This window comes from Nitrospirota bacterium (assembly GCA_040754395.1).
Classification (GTDB): domain Bacteria; phylum Nitrospirota; class Thermodesulfovibrionia; order Thermodesulfovibrionales; family SM23-35; genus JBFMCL01.
This window is the reverse complement of sequence record JBFMCL010000023.1, coordinates 1-19,692: the sequence shown is the minus strand read 5'-3', so window position 1 is coordinate 19,692 and position 19,692 is coordinate 1. Positions and strand designations below refer to the sequence as shown.

Annotated in this window: 19 protein-coding genes; 18 read left to right on the top strand and 1 reads right to left on the bottom strand. The window is 48.2% G+C overall.

Annotated features, from left to right (window positions below; genetic code table 11):
* Position 1 precedes the first annotated feature (1 nt).
* The 11 genes from AB1552_11435 to AB1552_11385 all read left to right on the top strand — a co-directional run bounded on the left by AB1552_11435 (position 2) and on the right by AB1552_11385 (position 11,786).
* The gene (locus AB1552_11435) at positions 2-1,468 is read left to right on the top strand and encodes an NADH-quinone oxidoreductase subunit D (protein ID MEW6054380.1); all 1,467 of its coding nucleotides are present in this window, start codon (positions 2-4) and stop codon (positions 1,466-1,468) included.
* A gap of 2 nt (positions 1,469-1,470) precedes the next feature.
* A complete protein-coding gene (gene nuoH, locus AB1552_11430) occupies positions 1,471-2,517 on the top strand; it encodes an NADH-quinone oxidoreductase subunit NuoH (protein MEW6054379.1) in 1,047 nt (348 codons plus the stop codon).
* Positions 2,518-2,535: 18 nt separating this feature from the next.
* On the top strand, positions 2,536-3,066 hold the full coding sequence (gene nuoI, locus AB1552_11425; protein ID MEW6054378.1) for an NADH-quinone oxidoreductase subunit NuoI: 531 nt from the start codon (positions 2,536-2,538) through the stop codon (positions 3,064-3,066).
* On the top strand, positions 3,063-3,575 hold the full coding sequence (locus AB1552_11420) for an NADH-quinone oxidoreductase subunit J (GenBank protein ID MEW6054377.1): 513 nt from the start codon (positions 3,063-3,065) through the stop codon (positions 3,573-3,575). Before nuoI ends, AB1552_11420 begins: the two co-directional genes overlap by 4 nt.
* The gene (gene nuoK, locus AB1552_11415) at positions 3,576-3,878 is read left to right on the top strand and encodes an NADH-quinone oxidoreductase subunit NuoK (protein MEW6054376.1); all 303 of its coding nucleotides are present in this window, start codon (positions 3,576-3,578) and stop codon (positions 3,876-3,878) included.
* A gap of 10 nt (positions 3,879-3,888) precedes the next feature.
* Entirely contained in the window at positions 3,889-5,883 is a 1,995-nt protein-coding gene (gene nuoL, locus AB1552_11410) for an NADH-quinone oxidoreductase subunit L (GenBank protein ID MEW6054375.1), read from the top strand.
* 10 nt (positions 5,884-5,893) lie between these two features.
* Positions 5,894-7,432, top strand: a complete 1,539-nt coding sequence (locus AB1552_11405) for an NADH-quinone oxidoreductase subunit M (protein MEW6054374.1) — start codon at positions 5,894-5,896, stop codon at positions 7,430-7,432.
* Positions 7,429-8,856 (top strand): NADH-quinone oxidoreductase subunit N, encoded by a 1,428-nt coding sequence (locus AB1552_11400; GenBank protein ID MEW6054373.1) that lies wholly within the window; start codon positions 7,429-7,431, stop codon positions 8,854-8,856. The genes AB1552_11405 and AB1552_11400 overlap by 4 nt, the downstream gene beginning before the upstream one ends.
* Before the next feature lie 358 nt (positions 8,857-9,214).
* Positions 9,215-10,318: a nitronate monooxygenase gene (locus tag AB1552_11395; GenBank protein ID MEW6054372.1), complete on the top strand. Its 1,104-nt coding sequence runs from the start codon at positions 9,215-9,217 to the stop codon at positions 10,316-10,318.
* 51 nt (positions 10,319-10,369) lie between these two features.
* Complete coding sequence (locus AB1552_11390; GenBank protein ID MEW6054371.1) at positions 10,370-11,176, top strand: lysophospholipid acyltransferase family protein; 807 nt, start codon at positions 10,370-10,372, stop codon at positions 11,174-11,176.
* Positions 11,163-11,786 carry a nitroreductase family protein gene (locus AB1552_11385; protein MEW6054370.1) on the top strand — a complete coding sequence of 208 codons (624 nt, stop codon included), beginning with the start codon at positions 11,163-11,165 and terminating at the stop codon, positions 11,784-11,786. The genes AB1552_11390 and AB1552_11385 overlap by 14 nt, the downstream gene beginning before the upstream one ends.
* A 42-nt stretch (positions 11,787-11,828) precedes the next feature.
* On the opposite strand, the gene AB1552_11380 is transcribed toward AB1552_11385, so the two are convergent.
* The gene (locus AB1552_11380) at positions 11,829-12,380 is read right to left on the bottom strand and encodes a hydrolase (GenBank protein MEW6054369.1); all 552 of its coding nucleotides are present in this window, start codon (positions 12,378-12,380) and stop codon (positions 11,829-11,831) included.
* Positions 12,381-12,533: 153 nt separating this feature from the next.
* Here AB1552_11380 and AB1552_11375 point away from each other — a divergent pair, with 153 nt between their 5' ends.
* From AB1552_11375 to AB1552_11345, 7 genes are all read left to right on the top strand, one after another.
* On the top strand, positions 12,534-13,460 hold the full coding sequence (locus tag AB1552_11375) for a prenyltransferase (GenBank protein ID MEW6054368.1): 927 nt from the start codon (positions 12,534-12,536) through the stop codon (positions 13,458-13,460).
* A complete protein-coding gene (locus AB1552_11370; GenBank protein MEW6054367.1) occupies positions 13,461-14,201 on the top strand; it encodes an RNA methyltransferase in 741 nt (246 codons plus the stop codon).
* 189 nt (positions 14,202-14,390) lie between these two features.
* Positions 14,391-14,699 carry a hypothetical protein gene (locus AB1552_11365; GenBank protein MEW6054366.1) on the top strand — a complete coding sequence of 103 codons (309 nt, stop codon included), beginning with the start codon at positions 14,391-14,393 and terminating at the stop codon, positions 14,697-14,699.
* A gap of 424 nt (positions 14,700-15,123) precedes the next feature.
* Positions 15,124-16,176 (top strand): glycine betaine ABC transporter substrate-binding protein, encoded by a 1,053-nt coding sequence (locus AB1552_11360; GenBank protein MEW6054365.1) that lies wholly within the window; start codon positions 15,124-15,126, stop codon positions 16,174-16,176.
* Positions 16,177-18,408: a PAS domain S-box protein gene (locus tag AB1552_11355; GenBank protein ID MEW6054364.1), complete on the top strand. Its 2,232-nt coding sequence runs from the start codon at positions 16,177-16,179 to the stop codon at positions 18,406-18,408.
* A 15-nt stretch (positions 18,409-18,423) separates the two neighbouring features.
* Positions 18,424-18,675 carry a hypothetical protein gene (locus AB1552_11350; protein MEW6054363.1) on the top strand — a complete coding sequence of 84 codons (252 nt, stop codon included), beginning with the start codon at positions 18,424-18,426 and terminating at the stop codon, positions 18,673-18,675.
* A gap of 17 nt (positions 18,676-18,692) precedes the next feature.
* On the top strand, positions 18,693-19,595 hold the full coding sequence (locus AB1552_11345; protein MEW6054362.1) for a PAS domain S-box protein: 903 nt from the start codon (positions 18,693-18,695) through the stop codon (positions 19,593-19,595).
* Positions 19,596-19,692: the final 97 nt, after the last annotated feature.

The window sequence follows — 19,692 nt, the reverse complement described above, 5'->3', positions numbered from 1 at the left end:
TATGGAACAGTTAGAGAAGATATTCGAAACCCGGGAACTCAATGTCAACATGGGGCCGCAGCACCCTGCCACACATGGTGTCCTGAGGCTCGTGCTTGATATGGATGGAGAGACCATTGTGAAGGTAACTCCATATGTGGGATATCTTCATCGCGGCATTGAAAAACTCGGGGAAAGTCTGAGTTACTTCCAGGCCCTGCCGCTGACCGACAGGATGGATTATGTGTCTGCGATGTCGAATAATATCGGCTATTGCATTGCAGCGGAAAAACTGTTCGGAATCGAAGTCCCTGTAAGGGCAAAATTCATCAGAACGATCGTCGGCGAGATGTCAAGGATCGCAAACCACCTTCTATGGCTTGCGACGCACGCACTCGATATCGGTGCAATGACCGTATTTCTCTATTGTTTCCGTGAAAGGGAATGGATTCTCGACCTGTATGAAATGATATGCGGCGCAAGACTTACGGTAACCTATCCGAGGATAGGCGGCGTGAGAAATGATGTTCCCCAGGAATTTCTCGAAAGCCTGTGGAAATTTACCGATGAGTTTCCCTCGAGGATTCTTGAATATGAGACACTGATCGATCAGAACAGGATCTGGCTCCAGAGGACAAAAGGCATCGGGGTGATATCAGCGGAAGAAGCGGTAAGCTGGGGCATGACAGGCCCTACCTTAAGGGGCTCCGGGGTTTCTTATGACATAAGAAAGCATATGCCGTATGATGCATATGACCAGGTCGAATTTGATGTGCCGATCGGAACCGAAGGCGATACCTATGACCGGTACCGCTGCAGGATGCTTGAGATGAGGCAATCAAACAACATCATCAGGCAGTGCATCGAAAAACTTCCGACAGGGCCTGTGATGGCGGATGAGCCCAAATATACCCTTCAGCCAAAAGACAAAATGATGGCGATTACCCATCCGACAAAGGATCTGACATATTTTATTCTTGAAAAGGCCTGCAAGGCCTGCGGAATGTGCCTCAGGGCATGTCCTGCAAAGGCCATAACCGGCCAGAAAAAAGTGCCGCATAAAATCAATCAGGAACTCTGCGTAGCCTGCTCAACCTGTCTGGCCACCTGTAAATTCAAGGCGCTTACTGTGGTGCCGGGAGGAAAGGGGCTGAGCGATGAAAAGCTGGCGGAACTTGCTGTGGCGCCCGATCAGTTGCCGGAAGACATCAAGACAGCGCACCAGCATCTGGTAAAGCAGTTTGAATTCATCAAAAAGGGACCGAAAGTTCCCGAGGGAGAAATATATGTTGCGACTGAGGTGCCGAAAGGCGAACTCGGGTTCTATTTCGTGAGCGACGGATCCGGGAAGCCTTACAGGATGAGGCTGAGGGCTCCATCATACATTCATGCCGGCTGCCTGCCAAGGCTCTGTGTAGGGCATCTGGTCGCCGACGTCATCTCAGTGATCGGGACGATCGACATCGTGCTCGGAGAATGTGACAGATAGTCATGGATATCTCAAATATCATAACGCCCCAGCAGCTCGACGGATTTATCAAATTCGGGATCAACGTGTTTATTATCATTATTAAGATCGCCGTGGTGCTCGGCATCGGATTACTGCATGTCGCCTATGCGACATATTTTGAGCGGAAGGTTATTGGACATATGCAGGTGAGGCTCGGCCCCATGAGGGTAGGGCCGCACGGACTTTTGCAGCCGTTCGCAGACGGTCTGAAACTTTTCTTCAAGGAAGATATCATCCCCGATAAGGCGGACAAGCCCGTCTTTTATATTGCTCCGATAATCTTTATGGCCTCATCGATGGTGAACCTGTCTGTCATTCCGTTCTCCTACGGTTTCGTCATCGCGGATATCAATGTGGGGCTCCTGTTTATCTTCGCGATGGCAGGAATCGGAGTATACGGAGTATTCGTATCAGGCTGGGCATCCAATTCGAAGTATGCGTTTATGGGCGGTCTCAGGTCGGCTGCCCAGGTCATCAGCTATGAGATTGCGCTCGGACTGAGTCTTGTGGGAGTCATGATCATGGCGGGTTCTCTGAACCTCACAGAGATTGTCCGTGCCCAGGAAGAATCGGTCTTCGGGATCTTCGCAATACCGCAGATAGTCGGTTTTGTTGTCTTTACCATTGCAGCGGTGGCTGAAACGAACAGGACACCTTTTGACATGCCAGAAGCGGAAAGCGAACTTGTTGCCGGATATTTCACCGAATACAGCGGGTTCAGATTCGCACTCTTCTTTCTCGGTGAATATATCGCAATGCTCCTCATGGCTTCACTGGCAACCATCTGTTTCCTCGGGGGATGGACGTTGCCGTGGTATATCACAAAATATGTGCCTTTCATAACCATGGTTCCCGGTATCGTATGGTTTCTCATGAAAGTGTATGCATTTATGTTTTTCTATTACTGGATCAGGGCGACCCTGCCAAGGTACAGATACGACCAGCTAATGGCGGTCGGCTGGAAGATACTCATCCCGGTGGCGCTGGCAAACATCCTGGTAACGGGTCTGGTGAAAATCTTACTATGATAACTGAGGGAGCATAGAGTGACTGTCAGGGAGATCGTAAAACGGTTTACCTTTATTGAAATATTGCAGGGAATGTCCCTGACCCTGAGGAGACTGTTTTCAAAGGCGGTTACCATACAGTATCCGAAGGAAAGAAGGCCGATCGCTCCGGGGTTCAGGGGCCAGCATGCACTGGCAAAAAACAAGGAGGGGCAGGCCAAATGTGTCGGGTGCGGGCTTTGCGCCGCGATATGCCCGTCACAGTGCATTCATATCACAAGGGCAAAGGGACAGGTCGAGAAGTACGAGATCGATATCCTGAGATGTATCTTCTGCGGATTTTGTGTTGAGGCATGTCCCTATGGCGCGGTCGTGCTGACAGAAAATTATGAGTATTCTGAATACTACAAGGAAAGACTGTATATGACCAAGGAAAAACTGCTGTCCACCTGGGACAAGCATATGCCCGGGAATAAAGGGGATGAGTATTTCAAGAGATTCTGGTGTCCCATGTCTGCGGATTTTGAAACACCTCCCGGACAGGCGGTCTTTAAAGGGAAAAAGCAATGATCCAACAGGCATTCTTCGCATATTATGCGTTTGCGATAGTGGTGCTGTCGCTTCTTGTGGTAACGAGGAAGAATCCGGTGCACAGCGTTCTCTGGATGCTCCTGCTCTTCTTCCATATCGCAAGTATATACCTGTTTCTGAATGCTGAATTCATGGCAGCGATCCAGGTTATAGTCTATGCCGGCGGCATACTCGTATTGTTCCTTTTTGTTGTGCTGCTGATGAACATCAGGGAAGAAATCAGGATTAGTAAATATATCGGTGCTGCCCCCACAAGTTTTGCATTTGCGGTCGGTCTGCTGGTGGTGATGGTGATGTCGGTCAGGTCTTTCATTGCTGCACCTCCCGGCATTTATTCCATAGAGATGATAAAAAAGGAGACCCACACCAAGGCGCTGGGGAAACTTCTGTACACGGAATTTCTTTTCCCGTTTGAGGTGACATCTCTGATCCTGCTGATCGCGATTGTCGGTGCGATAGTCTTGGCAAAAAGGAGGCTCAAACCCTAAATGGTCCCGTTAAGCTGGTATATGGTTCTCAGCATGATAGTCTTTGCAATTGGAGTCTTCGGTTTCCTTGCACGGAGGAATATCATTATTATGTTTATGTCAATTGAGCTGATGCTGAATGCGGTCAATATCAATCTGATCGCGCTCAGCCATTACCTGCAGGATCTCAGGGGACAGATACTTGCCTTTTTTGTGATTGCAGTCGCGGCTGCCGAGGCAGCTATCGGACTTGCGATAATCATCGCGTTATTCAGGAACAAGGCTACTGCGCATGTGGATGAAATAAAAGAGATGCAGGGATGAGGAGTATACAATGAAATATTATGTTTTGATACCATTTCTGCCGCTCCTAGCGTTTATCATCAATATCCTGCTCGGCAAGGAAGCCCTGAAGGACAAGGCTCACTGGCCGTCTGTCCTCGCAATCGTCGGCTCTTTCTTTATTACCATCACATCGGTTCTGCCGGAGGTTATGGCGGGCAAGGTCATTGATGAAGATCTTTATACATGGATTGTCTCAGGCACCTTTAAGGTCTCGGTCGGGTTTCTTATCGATCCCCTGACCGCGGTTATGCTGGTTGTGGTCACTACCTGCGCGTCACTCATCCATATATATGCGATCGGGTATATGCACGGAGACGCTGGCTATTACCGGTTCTTCGCCTACCTCAGCCTCTTTACTTTCTGCATGCTCATGCTGGTCATGGGAAATAATTTCCTCCAGCTCTATTTCGGATGGGAGGGCGTCGGCCTCTGTTCATATTTCCTGATCGGATATTACTTCAACAAGAAATCAGCTGCTGATGCCGGTAAAAAGGCATTCATCGTAAACAGGTTCGGTGACTTCGGGTTCGGTATCGGGGTTTTTATGGTATTCCTGACGTTCGGAACGCTGCATTATGCCCCTGTCTTTGCGAATACCGCGGGGATAGCCGGTCAGACAGTGAATTTTCTGGGATGGAACGTTGATCTCCCGACCCTTATCGCACTCCTGCTCTTCTGCGGCGCGGTCGGAAAATCTGCCCAGATTCCTCTCCATGTCTGGCTTCCTGACGCCATGGAAGGTCCTACCCCGGTCAGTGCGCTGATCCATGCTGCTACCATGGTGACAGCCGGTGTTTTTCTGGTTGCGCGGTGCAGCCCCATATTCAACCTGTCTGAAGTGGCAATGAATACAGTCGCGGTAATCGGTGCACTTACAATGTTTTTTGCTGCAACCATTGCCATTGTGCAAAACGATATTAAGAGGATCATAGCCTATTCTACCTGCAGTCATCTGGGATACATGTTCCTTGCATGCGGCGTCGGCGCCTATGCGGCAGGTATTTTCCATCTTTATACGCATGCATTCTTCAAAGCCCTGCTCTTTCTCGCGGCCGGAAGCGTTATTCATGCGGTCCATACCAATGATATCCAGGAGATGGGGGGACTGAAGAAGTATATGCCGATCACCTATGCGGTCTTTGTGATCGCAGGTCTGAGCGCAGGAGGGTTCCCGGGACTGTCGGGATTTTTCAGCAAGGATGAGATTATCTGGTCAGCATACGCCTCCGGCTCCGCAGTCGGAAAATTTGTATGGATACTGGCACTTGCCGGAGCATTTTTCACTCCATTCTATACGTTCAGGCTTATCTTCCTGACTTTCCATGGAAAGTTTCGCGGGGCGCATCACAGTGCTGGCCATGGAGCTTCCCACGGGGGACACAGTTCCCACGGAGCGCATGATTCCCACGGAGGGCATCATGGTGAACATCATATCCATGAATCGCCCAAGGTCATGACTATTCCGCTGATGCTGCTTGCTGTAGGTGCTGTTGCAGCAGGCTGGTTCGGTATCCCCCCGATACTCGGCGGCGGTGCACACTTTACCCATTTCCTTGAGCCGGTCGTCGGACATCCCGAATTGCACGGCACTCATGCCGAAGAGTGGGGGGTCATGGGTCTTTCAACGACCTTAGCGCTGATCGGCCTTGTGCTTGCAGCTTTCATGTACCTCAGGAAAAGCGATCTGCCCGAAAAGATCTCAACACAATTTGCCGGAGTGTACCGGCTGCTGTATAACAAGTATTTCATTGATGAACTGTATAACCATACCATAGTAAAACCTACGGTATGGATTGCAAAACAGGTTCTCGTCGCCATCACCGATGCAAGAATGATCGAAGGTGTGGTGAACGGGGTCCCGGGAGCAATCGGGAGATTCAGCCAGAAATTGCGCAAGGTTCAGACAGGGCTGGCGCAGCATTACGGAATTATCATGGCAGCCGGCGCATTCTTTATCGTTGCGCTGGCATTATTGTTGCGGTAAGGGGAGAAATATGGAACAGGTAATCATGAATCAATTAAGCTATCCGATCCTGAGTACGATCATATTTCTGCCTATTCTCGGTGCTCTCTTGATCCTTATCAACAAAAGGTCATGGGAACTTTTGACCAAAGGGATCGCGCTGGCCACCAGCATAGGAACATTTCTCCTCTCACTCCCGCTGTTTACACACTTCGATAAGTCAACGTACAAAATGCAGTTTGCCGAAAGGCACAGCTGGATTTCAAACTGGAATATTTACTATTTCCTCGGAGTGGACGGAATCAGTGTGCTGCTTGTCCTCCTGTCAACGCTTACCGCGATCTTATGCGTTCTTATCTCCTGGGAATCGATAAAGACAAAAGTAAAGGAATTCTATATCGCAATACTGCTTACTACCGCGTTCATGGTCGGGGTATTCTGTTCTCTCGACTTCTTCCTCTTCTACCTGTTCTGGGAAGCGATGCTGATCCCCATGTTCCTTATCATCGGGGTCTGGGGAGGCCCTAACAGGGTATATGCGGCAATAAAGTTTTTCCTGTATACACTGATCGGAAGCGTCCTGATGCTTGTCGGGATCATCATCCTCTATCTCTATGCCGGCAAGACCTTCAATATCCTTGAATTAATGACCAAGACATACCCGTACACGATGCAGATGTGGCTGTTCTGGGCATTTTTTGCAGCGTTTGCCGTAAAGGTTCCGATGTGGCCTGTGCACACATGGCTTCCGGATGCCCATACAGAGGCTCCTACTGCGGGCAGCGTCATCCTTGCGGCAGTGCTGATCAAGATGGGCGCCTATGGTTTTCTCAGATTTTCATTGCCCCTGTTCCCGCAGGCTTCTACCGCGATGGTGCCTGTGATGATGACGCTTTCGGTCATCGCGATCATTTATGGCGGGGTCATATGTCTTGCGCAGACAGATTTGAAGAGGCTGATTGCATACAGTTCCGTGAGTCACATGGGGTTTGTCACACTCGGAATATTTGCCCTGAACAGCCAGGGGCTTGAAGGGGGAATCCTTCAGATGCTGAACCACGGGATTGTGACAGGAGCGCTCTTCCTGTCGGTTGGAATCGTCTATGACAGAACCCATTCAAGAAAGATCGCAGATTATGGCGGACTTGCAACGGTGATGCCGATTTATGCAGCCTTCTTCATGGTCTTCACCCTGTCGGCAATCGGACTTCCTGCGACAAACGGGTTCGTCGGGGAATTCCTCATTCTTCTCGGAGGATTCACCGCCAACAAACTGGCCGGTGTGCTTGCGAGTACCGGAATAATCATCGGTGCAGGATATATGCTCTGGCTGTATCAGAAAATCTTTTTCATGGAAGTCAATCCAAAAGTCGTTGGTCTGCCGGATATGGATACCAGGGAGACACTCACCCTTATCCCCCTTCTGCTGCTTGTATTCTGGATAGGCGTGTATCCGAGCTCATTCCTCAGTTTCATGCATGTTTCTGTCCAGCATCTTATGGAGAGAGTTAATTCCGGCGGCATGCAGGAAGTGAATGTCGCCAAAACGATCATGGAGGTAGTCAGATGAATTTTCAGCTCCCAGACCTCACACCAATGATACCTGAACTGCTTCTGACTGCTTTTGCGCTGATCGTCATACTCATCGACCTTCTTGTCAAGAAAAAGGAGGCCATTGCGATCATCAGTATGACAGGAGTGGCGCTGATAGGACTATCACTGTTCGGCACCTCAGGCGAAACCTTCGGCACCATGTTTATCTCGGACAGCTACAGTACCTTTTTCAAGCTCATATTCTTTATCAATGTTATCCTTACGATTCTGATATCGATCAAATATATTGCGGTTGAGCGGATGAATTATGGCGAATATTACAGCCTGATCCTCTTTGCGACGATCGGCATGATGATTATGGCTTCCGCAGGAGACCTTATCGTGCTCTATCTCGGCCTTGAACTGATGGCGCTGAGCACGTATATCCTTGCCGGGTTTATCAGGCATGACGTCAAGTCAAATGAGGCGGCGTTAAAGTATTTTCTGCTCGGGGCGTTTTCATCGGCGTTCCTGCTGTACGGAATTTCTATTGTGTACGGCCTGACAGGGACAACCGACCTGAAGGCCATCGCAGGGTTTGTAACGGAAAGAGGATTGACAGACAATATGTCATTATTGCTTTCTGTCATATTCCTGGTGGTTGCGTTCGGGTTCAAGATTGCCGCTGCACCCTTTCATATGTGGGCACCTGATGTCTATGAAGGTGCGCCGACATCAGTCACTGCCTTTATGTCTGTCGGTCCAAAGGCGGCGGGGTTTGCGGTGCTTGGAAGGGTTTTCATGATAGCCTTTGTGTCGGTAAAGGTTGATTGGGTTGCAATACTCATTCCCATCTCGATCCTCACAATGGCAGTTGGCAACATCGTTGCACTTGCACAGACGAATATCAAGAGAATGCTTGCGTACTCGTCAATCGCCCATGCGGGATACGCCCTCATCGGTATCATTACAGCAAACAGCGAAGGGCTCGCCAGCATGATGAATTATCTCATGATATACACATTCATGAATATCGGTGCCTTTGCGGTTATCATCATGCTCAGGAGCGAGGGGTTCAGGGGAGACAGTATTTACGATTATGAAGGACTTGGGAAGACGCATCCCTTAGCGGCAATGCTCATGCTTATCTTCATGTTCTCCCTGACCGGGATTCCGCCGACAGCCGGGTTCATCGGCAAACTGTATATTTTCATGAGTGCGATCAACGCAGGATATACATGGCTTGTGGTTGTGGCAGTAATATTCAGCGCCATATCAGCCTACTTCTATCTGAGGATCATCATGTATATGTATATGAGGGAACCAAAGACTGACGTGAGCCTTACCACATCGTTTTCAAACGGTGTTGCCCTGGCATTGACTGCTGTGGTGATTCTTGTTGTCGGAGTATTCCCCACAGCCCTTGTTGAATTTGCCAAAGCAGCGGTAAAAGGGTTCTGATCCACCTCTCACGGAGATCGAAGCCTGATTTTTTCACGATACTTTTCATGCAGACCTCCATATGAATGAATGTGCAGCATCATATGCTGTTGCTTCCTGCATCCTGTTGGTTGATGTTCTTCCAGCAGGAGCGCGACCTGTCACGGATTTCTCCCGGACATTGTCTGCGTTGAGACGCATTCACCAGAAATCTCTTCACAACCTCTGCTGAATGCGCGTATTTCCTGCAAATAACTGTGTAAATCTGCTACAATACCACATCGATATATGCTGAGAAGTCTTGCGTATAAACCGAAGCTTCCCTTTGATTTCGTTGACAATCAAACGGTTGTGTGCGCAGCTTTTTTTAGGAGTCACATTGCCAGAACTGCCACCGCTTTTCATTAAAGGCAAAAGAATTTTCCAGCCCATTATTCAGGGCGGCATGGGGATTGGTGTATCCCTGTCCCCCCTTGCAAGCGCTGTTGCAAAGGAGGGAGGCGTGGGAATCATCTCGAGCGCGGCCCTCGACAGGCTTGTGTCACAACGCAAAGGCAGGAAAGTAAACAGCTATGAGGCTGCGTACGAAGAGGTTTCACTGTCAAAGGCATCGGGAGGTTTTACCGGAATCAATATCATGATCGCCCTTGCGCGGGATTATGAGGATTCGGTCAGGGGAGCTCTGGACGCCGGAGCGGATTTTATAATCTCAGGAGCCGGATTGCCTCTGGGACTCCCTGCCATTCAGGACCCGAAAGATACCGCGCTTATCCCTATCGTATCATCGGCAAGGGCGCTTGAGCTCATATGCAAGAAATGGGAGAAGCTGCGCTACAGACCCGATGCAGTTGTGCTTGAGGGACCGCTTGCAGGCGGGCATCTCGGTTTCAAGGGCGACCAGATAGACCTCGATTCCAATAAGCTGGAGAACCTGCTGCCCCCTGTTCTGGACACCGCACGGAAATATGGTGATTTCCCGGTGATCGTCGCAGGAGGGATTTATACAAATGCCGATATCGTGCAATTCCTCGATATGGGAGCGCGCGGTGTCCAGATGGGCACACGGTTTCTTGTGACCGAGGAGAGCAGTGCGACAAGGGAGTATAAGCAGGCGGTTCTTGATGTGCAGAAGGAAGACATCATTATCGCGATTGACCCCGGTTCTCCCTGCGGACTTCCCTTCCGGGTTATCAGGCAGTCCCCGATGTATGTGATAGCGCAGAAAAAGCTCAGAATACCCAAGTGTGATAAGGGATACGTGCTTGTGAAGGACCAGGAAGGCAAGTTTACCAATTGCCTTGCAAAATACAGCAATGAGCATCATTTCTGCATCTGCAACGGACTTCTGAGCTCTGCGGGTTATAATCCCGATAAGGAGGCCCCTCTCTATACCGTTGGGACAAATGCCTACAGAATCAACGCCATACTCTCTGTGAAAACCCTCATGGACGAACTCACCGGCAAGGCACCGGCAGGGAACTGATGCAGTTGACAGAGAAGCAGGGCATGTATTGTGCGCTGCATGAAGTAAACAATGGCTATTACGGACAAAGACTTATATACAACTGATATAAACCGCCCCCGTTCATTCCTCTCAAAGCTTTTTCTCAGTCCAGAATTCATGTTTTATCCGCAATGGATCTGGTACGTATGCGTGCACAGCAGGAGGGCTGCGACACGTGGATACAGTGATGCCGACTGGATTGAGGGGAGCCTGGCGGTCATGAGGTCACTCGAGAATGTCGGAGTGAGGTTCGAAATTCGCGGCATGGAGAATATCCGCGGCCTCCATGGAGCGGCAGTCTTTATCGGCAACCACATGAGCGCGCTTGAAACGTTTGTCCTGCCCTGTCTCATACGGCCCTTCAGACCGGTTACGTTTGTGGTAAAAAAGAGTTTGACAGACACCCCCGTATTCAAGCACATCATGCGATCGAGGGACCCGATTACCGTAGGCAGGACGAAACCGCGTGAAGATCTGAAAGCGGTGCTGGAAGAGGGGGTAAAGAAACTGCAGGCAGGAATATCGATAATCATTTTCCCCCAGAGCACGCGGTCAGTCGTCTTCAGGCCGGAAGAGTTCAATACGCTTGGTGTGAAACTCGCGTCGAGGGCCGGGGTCCCGGTCGTGCCGTTTGCGTTGAAGACCAGCGCCTGGGGCATCGGGAAACACCTGAAAGATTTCGGTCCTGTGGACAGAACAAAGAAGGTCCATTTCGAATTCGGAAAACCCCTGAGTGTTGAGGGACGGGGGGCTGCGGAGCATGAGAGAATACTGCATTTCATACAGGAAAAACTCAAAGAGTGGGGAAAAGAGGATCGCAAAGATGACAGCAAGTGATTCAGTCTTTCATGCCAATGAGACGTTGATGACCATCAAGAACCGCCACAGCATCCGTTCCTTCGCAAAGAAGGAAGTGCCTGATCATCTGCTGAGCATGCTTCTTCGGGCTGCCAATGAAGCGCCTTCAGCGCATAACCAGCAGCCGTGGAGGTTCATTATCATGAAAAGCGCGAAGAAGCAGGAACTGGCACAGCTTGTTACCGCGAAATCGAACGAATTTCCAAAACCCGCTTCAGCCCTGCTGCGGATGGCTGCACGGAGCATAATAAGCGCTCCTGTGGTGATTGCGGTCGCCAATACCGGTGAGCTGATGGAACGCGGAACTCAGCTTTTCAGGATCGAGCAGGACATGGCGAGGGATTTTTTCCGTACCATGGAGATTCAGAGTTCTGCCGCTGCGGTGGAGAATCTTCTGCTTGCGGCCACTTCTCTCGGTCTCGCGACTGTCTGGCTCGGGATACTCTTCCTTCTCAAGGACGAGGTCCTCAATTTTCTCGGCGAGCCAAAGGGAGAGTTCATGGCGGTTATTCCCGTTGGCTATGCGGAACGATCCGGAAGCGGCCCCCAAAAGCAGCCGGTCGAAATGAAAGTCAGATATCTGGAATAGGATTCGGCAGATTCTACGGGGAAGAATATTCCCTTTCCCCGCTCACTTGATCCTTTTTGCGACAGATTTGAATTCCTCAGTCCCGGCGATTTTCAGCACCTGAAACAGGACTGCCTCGGTGCAGGTTATTGCCGCGCCTGCATCCCGCATGAAACCGCATGCGGTCTTCCAGTTTTCTTTTGCCCGTGAACAGACCGCATCCTTAACGAGGTGTACATTAAATCCGTTCAGGATCAGTCCGAGTGATGTCTGAAGAACGCAGATATGTGTTTCCATGCCCGTGACAATAAGGGTTTTTCTGTTCAATTTCCGTATCGCATCCAGAAATGCCGGCTCGTCGCAGCAACTGAACGTCATTTTTTCAACAGGCCGGTATTCTGCAAGTGAACTCCTGATCTCTTCGACAGTCTGCCCGAGACCCTTCGGATACTGCTCGGTCACAATGACCGGTATCCCGAGCATCTTTGCGAGTTCGATGAGATGAATACAGTTTTGTACGACAGGTTCCTTAGCTTTCATTACCGCAGCAAGCCTTTCCTGGATGTCTATGATCAGCAGTGCGGAATTATCACGGTCAAGGAGAAACTTTTCCATACGGCGCTCCTTTCTGCAATGAATTTTCGTGACAGTTAGATTACTTTATATGCCTCCCCATTGGCAAGGAGCAGCCCCGAAACGGACATGCACGGCTTGCTGAATAACATGCGCATTCTGTTATAATTCCGGTGTTGCAGAAGGAGGGAAGGAATGTCTGCTGAAAGTCTCTCAAGACAACAGTCATATATCATCGGCACCAGACTCCCGTTTGTGGCTGCTTCTGTCCTGCCCGCCATATTGGGTTCTGTGTGGTGCTGGGCGTACGGAAACGGATTTTTCCTGCTCAACGCCTTTTTGGGGATTTCGGGCGTGCTGTTTCTGCATCTCGGCGCGAATACCCTCAATGACTATTTTGACTGGGACGAAAGCGACAGAATCAACCGCTTCCCTACGCCGTTCAGCGGAGGAAGCAGGAGCCGTCTCGAACGCATCCTGACCAGAAAAACGTTTCTCCATATGTCGCTGATATTCTTCCTTCTGGCGGGAGCATCAGGCATCCTGCTCATTCTGTCTGGCCGGCCGCTGGTCTTGCTGATCGGGACAATCGGCGGTCTCTGCGGGATACTGTATTCGATGAAGCCGTTCTCTTTTCAGTCACGGGGACTGGGGGAAATCATCATATTTCTTGCGTTTGGCCCCCTCATCACCCTTGGAATGGGATATATCAATTTCGGGGTATTCAGGCCGGAGTATTTCCTTATCGGCGCTCCCAACGGATTTGTGGTGGCAAACATTCTCTGGATCAATGAATTTCCGGATTACGAGGCAGACAGAAATGCCGGGAAAAGGAACCTTGTGGTCCGGATCGGGACATCAGGCGCCCGGTACGGGTATATCATCCTTGAATCGCTTTTTTATCTTTCCGTGCTCCTGCTTGTGTATCTCAGGCTCTATCCTGTCTGGTCGCTTGCAATACTGGTGTCCCTGCCGATGGCAATAAAGGCTTCGCAGCATATGTGGAAGCACCACGCAGATCCTGTGGCGATCATCCCGGCCCAGGCAGGAACGATCAAGTTCCAGATGATCACGGCAGTGCTTACCATTTTTTCATTTGCAGTCGATAAATTCATACGGTGAATGAAATCCTGGAAAGACAATATTTCCTTTATCCTGGTGGAGCCAAAGGAACCCGGCAATATCGGCGCCTCAGCACGGGCACTCAAGAACATGGGGTTCAGGAATTTCGCACTGGTAAAGCCCGGTGAATTCCTGAATGATGAGGCAAGGGAGATGGCGTGCAATGCGGCTGATATCCTTGAAAAGGCGTCAGTCCATGCAAAATTCAAAGATGCAGTAAGGGAAAAGAATCTCGTCATCGGAACGACGAGACGACTCGGGAAAAGCAGGGGGCTTATCATCCCGCTGCAGGAGAGCGTCAGGAGGATAATCACCGCAGCCCGCAGGAATACGGTTGCGGTGTTATTCGGAAGGGAACGGACCGGTTTGACGAACCACGAAGTTGCGCAATGCGGATTTCTGGTCACCATCCCTTCAGACCCGGAGTCGCCCTCACTGAACCTTGCACAGAGCGTCCTGCTGGTTGCCTATGAACTGAGCCGGGGAACCTATGCTGCTGCGTCGCCTGCATTCATGACACAAAAAGAGGTTGGTCCGCTGTATGCACGGATCGAATCGACCCTCAGGCTGCTCGAATTCGTTCCGAGAGGAGATACCGATCTCGAAAAGAAGATCATGAAGAACCTCAGGCACCTCATCGGCAGGGCGGGTCTGACAGAGTGGGAGCTGAAAATGCTGCAGGGATTGTGCTCGCAGGTGGAGAGAAAGATAAAAGGGAGAACTTCCGGAAAGTCCCTTTAAAATAAAGTTGTACAGTAAACTGAGTAGCTAGCAAGTGAGCAGTTTGAAGGTAAATATATACTGACCCCAGCCTATATCCAATAACTATAGAGGTTCGCCTGCTTTTTAGATGGAAAAATTGAAATCAAGTGGCAGAGATTTACACAGCCGCCTTCCTACTACTGGACATTCAATGAAATGGTCACGCAGATGAAAAGCATAGATTACCGTATAGTAGCGGCACGTATCTCACCTACGCTACAGGGTATCATTCATAAGGTTCCCGTGGATATCAAGGAAATCTTCGAAAAACCAGCGTATGCGAGAACCTTGCTATCCAATGTATGCATGAAGATTTTCGAAGGTGCATCTACCTTGCGAATAGTGGCAAGAAGTCTGGATTATCTAGCTTATGGGCATGAGGTGCGTAAGCAGTCAAGGGGAATCACTCAAGCGATTATTAATGCCGTAGGCAATCAAGAGTCTGGCGACATTGAGAAATCTTTGGAGCAGCCCTAAAAGTAAATCATTACAGAAAATACAATGAATTGGCAATAAACTTTTTTGACTTGTAAAAGGTTGCTTACCGCCGGTACAACTGATCATTTCTTATCATAATTGATGATTTTTCAGCAAACATTTCTCACACATTGTAGTCAACTATTCGACAGCCACCCACTTTCTGAAGAAAGCTTTATTTGAAAGCAGTGCATATTCATAGCAATAATCGCCTTCCTGATACTATGATCACACATTATGGGGTCACCCATAACACTTAAAACAGTAATATGATCATTTTGGCAAAATGTCCTGTTTTTGCTTGTCTAAAAAACTATCAAGGTATAACATCCTTTCAGCAATACTGAATATGCACAGGAAACTGAAACATAGACGAAAAGCGTGGAAATTTAGAAAACCTTTGATATACTGGAAGTGAGATTCTATGGAAGGTAATCCCAAAACACTTTTCATGAAAAAAACGGCACTTCCTATTCTTGCCGCATTGGTTGTCATCGGGGTTTTGGTCATCTTCTCGCTCATATCTGGCGATAGGCCAAAACCGCTTATAACACTCTATGATGGCCAGTGGAATTCACTAAAAATCAACAATGCCATCGTTAGATTCATTATTGAGAAGGGTTATGGATACCCTGTGAAAATTGTGGAAGAAACCAGCACAATGATGCAAGCTTCGATGCAAGATGGTGAGATTGATCTGAACATGGAAATGTGGAGGCAGAACTATATGGTTTGGTATGACGAGGAGATTAAGAAGGGGAGCATTGTTAACCTGGGGATGACGTTTGAGAGCAGCCCTCAGGTATTCATAATACCCAAATGGATGTCGGAACAGTATGACATCAAGACCGTGTTTGATATGAGGTTCTCTTGGGAGTTGTTTAAAGACCCTGAAAATCCCTCTAAAGGTTTGTTTTACAACTGCATTATCGGCTGGACCTGTAAAGAGGTTAACGAGGTCAAAATCGAAGCCTACGAGTTATCCAAGTTCTATAATACCATTACCCCTGGTAGCCAAGAGGCACTTAAAGCAGCTCTGGAGCATGCCCAGATGAATCGCCAGCCAATATTTGCCTATTATTGGATCCCGACCGATATAATGGCGGACTACGAGTGGCATATCCTCGAAGAGCCGCCATATAATGATTCGACCTGGAAAAAAATTATGGAGGCAATAAAGGATAAGAAATTGCGCCCTTTAGATCAGGCTTGCGCTTATCCATCTCCACCTATTGATAAGGTTGCTCATAAAAACCTGTTGAAAAAGGCTCCGGACGTAGTGGAGATGCTAAGAAATATGGTAATAGGACTTGAACCACTTAACAATACCATGGCTTGGAAAAGAAAGAATGAAGTAAAAGATTTCAACAAGGCTGCTATCTATTATCTGAAAAACAATAAAGACCGTTGGAAGACTTGGGTAACATCAGATGTGTACGAGCGGATCAATAAGGCGCTCGATGAAAACTCAGGGTAGATGCAAGGAATGTTTTTCTTCAAAAGCATCAGATGGAAGTTGTTCCTCGCTATTTTTATCCCGGCAATACTTGCGATTCTGGCTGTGCTTATTATTATTAATTATACTTTTGACCGTATAGCCCAAGATGTTGTCGAGCAGAGGGATTCTGAGTTGGCAAGGATATCAGCTGCCCGGGTCTCTGAAACCCTTATTCGGTTTATTAAGGTTCTCGAAGGCAGTTTAGACTGGGAAGAGGTGCGTTCTATGAAACCTGAACGTCTCGATTCAGCAATAGGAAAATCAAATAATCTGCTCAATGTTTTCGATGCCGGAATAGTAGTCTACAACAAAGAAGGGGATGTTGTTTGGTATAAGTCGAGAGCTGCCGGAGCAGAGAAAAAGAAAGCTTCTGTTATGAACGAAATCGCTACAGTGCAGAGTACACTACGACCCGCCTTCTCGAATATTTTTCAGGATCAAGTTTCTGGCGAAAATGTAGTCCTGATTGCATTACCGATCGTCGGAAGGGATAAGAAGATCCAAGGAGTTTTGGCAGGGATGTGTACCATTAAATACTCCATAATCTGGGCTAAGATCGTCGAAGTACTTGAGATTAAAGCAGGTTATGATGGCTATGCCTATTTAGTGGATGGCAATGGCAAAGTTATTTACCATCGCTACAGCTCTCAGTTGGGCATCGACCTAGCAAAAACTTTACCAGTCATGCTTTTAAAGAAAGGAAGCGGTGCTGTCCTTTTTGATGATCCTAAAGGGGAAAGAGTTGTATCTGGCTTCGCTCCGGTTCCAAGTACTGGTTGGGGAGTTATTACCCGTGAGAGATGGAAAAATATTATTCAGCCTATTCGAAGTAACAACGCTATGATCTTGGGTTTGTTAGCGACGGGAGGTATTATTTCCGGAACACTGATATTTTTGGTCATCGGAAAGATTCTGAAACCTATCAAAGATCTTGCCGTTGGTGTACAGCGGATTACCGACGGAGATTTCAACTATCTTGTAAATCCAAAGACCGGCGATGAAATTGAGACTTTAGCAACGCATTACAACACTATGGCTGTTGCCCTAAAACGCTCCTTTAACGAGATGAAGCAGAGTTTAGAGAAGCAAAAGCTGGTAGAGGAGATGCTGAGAACAAGCGAAAAACGATTTAGTGACATTATGGATCAAGCGCCTGACGCATTTATCATTCACAACACGCAGGGCCAAATAGTTTATGTCAATAAAAAAGCTTGCCATAGCCTCGGCTACACAAGAGAGGAACTTCTTTCAAAAACTATTGCTGATATCGATCCTGAAGAAATTGAGAAGGGTAAAGACAAACTTTGGGATAGGGTGATCGAGGGGGAACCCGCTGTCTTCGAGAGTCATCATCAACGCAAAGAGGGTGAAACATTTCCCGTAGAGATTTCTTTAGGAGCGATTTATTTAGATCATGAAACGTTGATTCTTGCCATCGCAAATGATATCACCGGGCGCAAGAAGGCAGAGCAAGAAATACAAAAGCTGAATGAAGAACTTGAACATCGTGTCAGGGAGCGTACATCTCAGTTAGAAGCTGCAAATAAAGAGCTTGAAGCCTTCTCCTACTCCGTCTCACACGATTTGCGCGCGCCGCTCAGGGCGATCGACGGGTTTACAGAAATCCTCATGAGAAAATACAGCACAAAGCTGGATGACGAAGGAAAGAGGATATGCTCCATAATTACCGGAAATGCACAGAAAATGGGGCAACTTATTGATGATATCCTGGCGTTGTCGCGTCTTGGCCGGGCAGAAATGCATTTTTCCTCAATCGATATGAAGAATATGGCACATGAAGTATATTTTGAACTGGCTACACCGGAAACAAGGCAGCGGATAGATATGCAACTCGGTGATTTGGACAAAGCCAGCAGCGACCCTGTATTAATGAAACAGGTCTGGGTTAACCTGATTTCAAATGCAATCAAATTCACCTCAAACCGAGAGCACGCGGTTATCTCGATTACAAGCAGGGAGGAGGAAGACCGGACAGTGTATTGCGTTAAGGATAACGGAGCCGGGTTCGATATGCAATACAAGGATAAACTTTTCGGAGTGTTCCAGCGCCTGCACAGCGACCAGGAATTTCCTGGAACCGGGGTTGGGCTTGCAATTATACAGAGACTTGTACGCAGGCATGGAGGGGAGGTATGGGCAGAAGGAGAGGTCGATAAAGGAGCAGAGTTCTGTTTCTCTTTGCCGAAATGAACGGTATGATACCACATGAGGCAATTTGATACAGTCGAAATCCTGATTGTGGAAGACAACCCGAATGACGCAGAACTGACCATCAGGGCGCTGGGGGAACAGAAATTGGCCAACAGGATTTATATTGTCGAAGACGGAGCACAGGCACGCGATTTTATTTTCTGCCGGAGAAAATTTGCAGAACGAAAGCCAGGCAATGAGCAATGCTGGACTGTTCTGGCTTTTGATAAATCAGCCCCTGAAAGGGAATTTCTAAGGTCAGTTTGAGGCATAGGGGAGACATTGTGGATACTCAATATCGTGTCCTGATTGTGGAAGATGTGCTCACGGATGCGGAATTAAACGAAAGGGCAATACGGAAGGTATTGAAGCCTTGCGTCTTCCAACGGGTGGAGACCAAGAAGGATTTCCTCCGGGCTCTCGATGAGTTTAAGCCTGACCTGATTATATCGGATTACATAATGCCTGCCTTTGACGGTATGACAGCCCTCAGATTAACAAAGGAAAAATCGCCTCTTACTCCCTTTATTATCGTCACCGGCTCGATGAACGAAGACATCGCAGTGGACTGCATGAAAGCCGGCGCTGCAAATTATGTGATAAAACAACATCTGAAGCGACTGGGACCTGCTGTTCTCCATGGGTTGAAAGAAAAGAAGATTCGGATGGAACAGATAAAAGCACAGGAGGAGCTGAAGAAGAGCGAGGAACGATTCAGTAACATGCTAAATGCTTCCCCAAATGTAGTGCTTGTCCACAGAGAAGGCACAATTCTTTATATCAACGAGATTGGATTAAGCTTTATAGAATATTCCAGAGAGGAGATTCAGGGCAAATCAATCGTTGAATTTCTCGCAGATGATTCAAAAGAGTTGACTTTTAAAAATATGAAGCGGAGATTGGCCGGGGAAATTGTTGAACAGTATGAGATAAAGGTTATTACTAAATCCCACGGGATAAAAGATTGCCTTATAAATGCTTCTCTTATACCATATGGAGAAGACAGGGCTATTCTGGTTATATTGACTGATATCACTGATCGCAAAAAGACAGAGGAAGAAATTAAGAAAAGGATACAGGAGCTTGAGGACTTCTATGCTATGGCTGTCGGCAGAGAACTGAGGATGAAGGAACTCAAGGAAAAGATGGAGGAAATGAAGGAGTACAATCAAAAAGTGTGTAAATAGATGAGTAGGCGGTGTATCCTTTTAAGGTTGAACTGGAATCAACAAAAGAAAGGAGACACCACCATGAGAAAGGGTATCACCGGGGCAGTACAGCCGT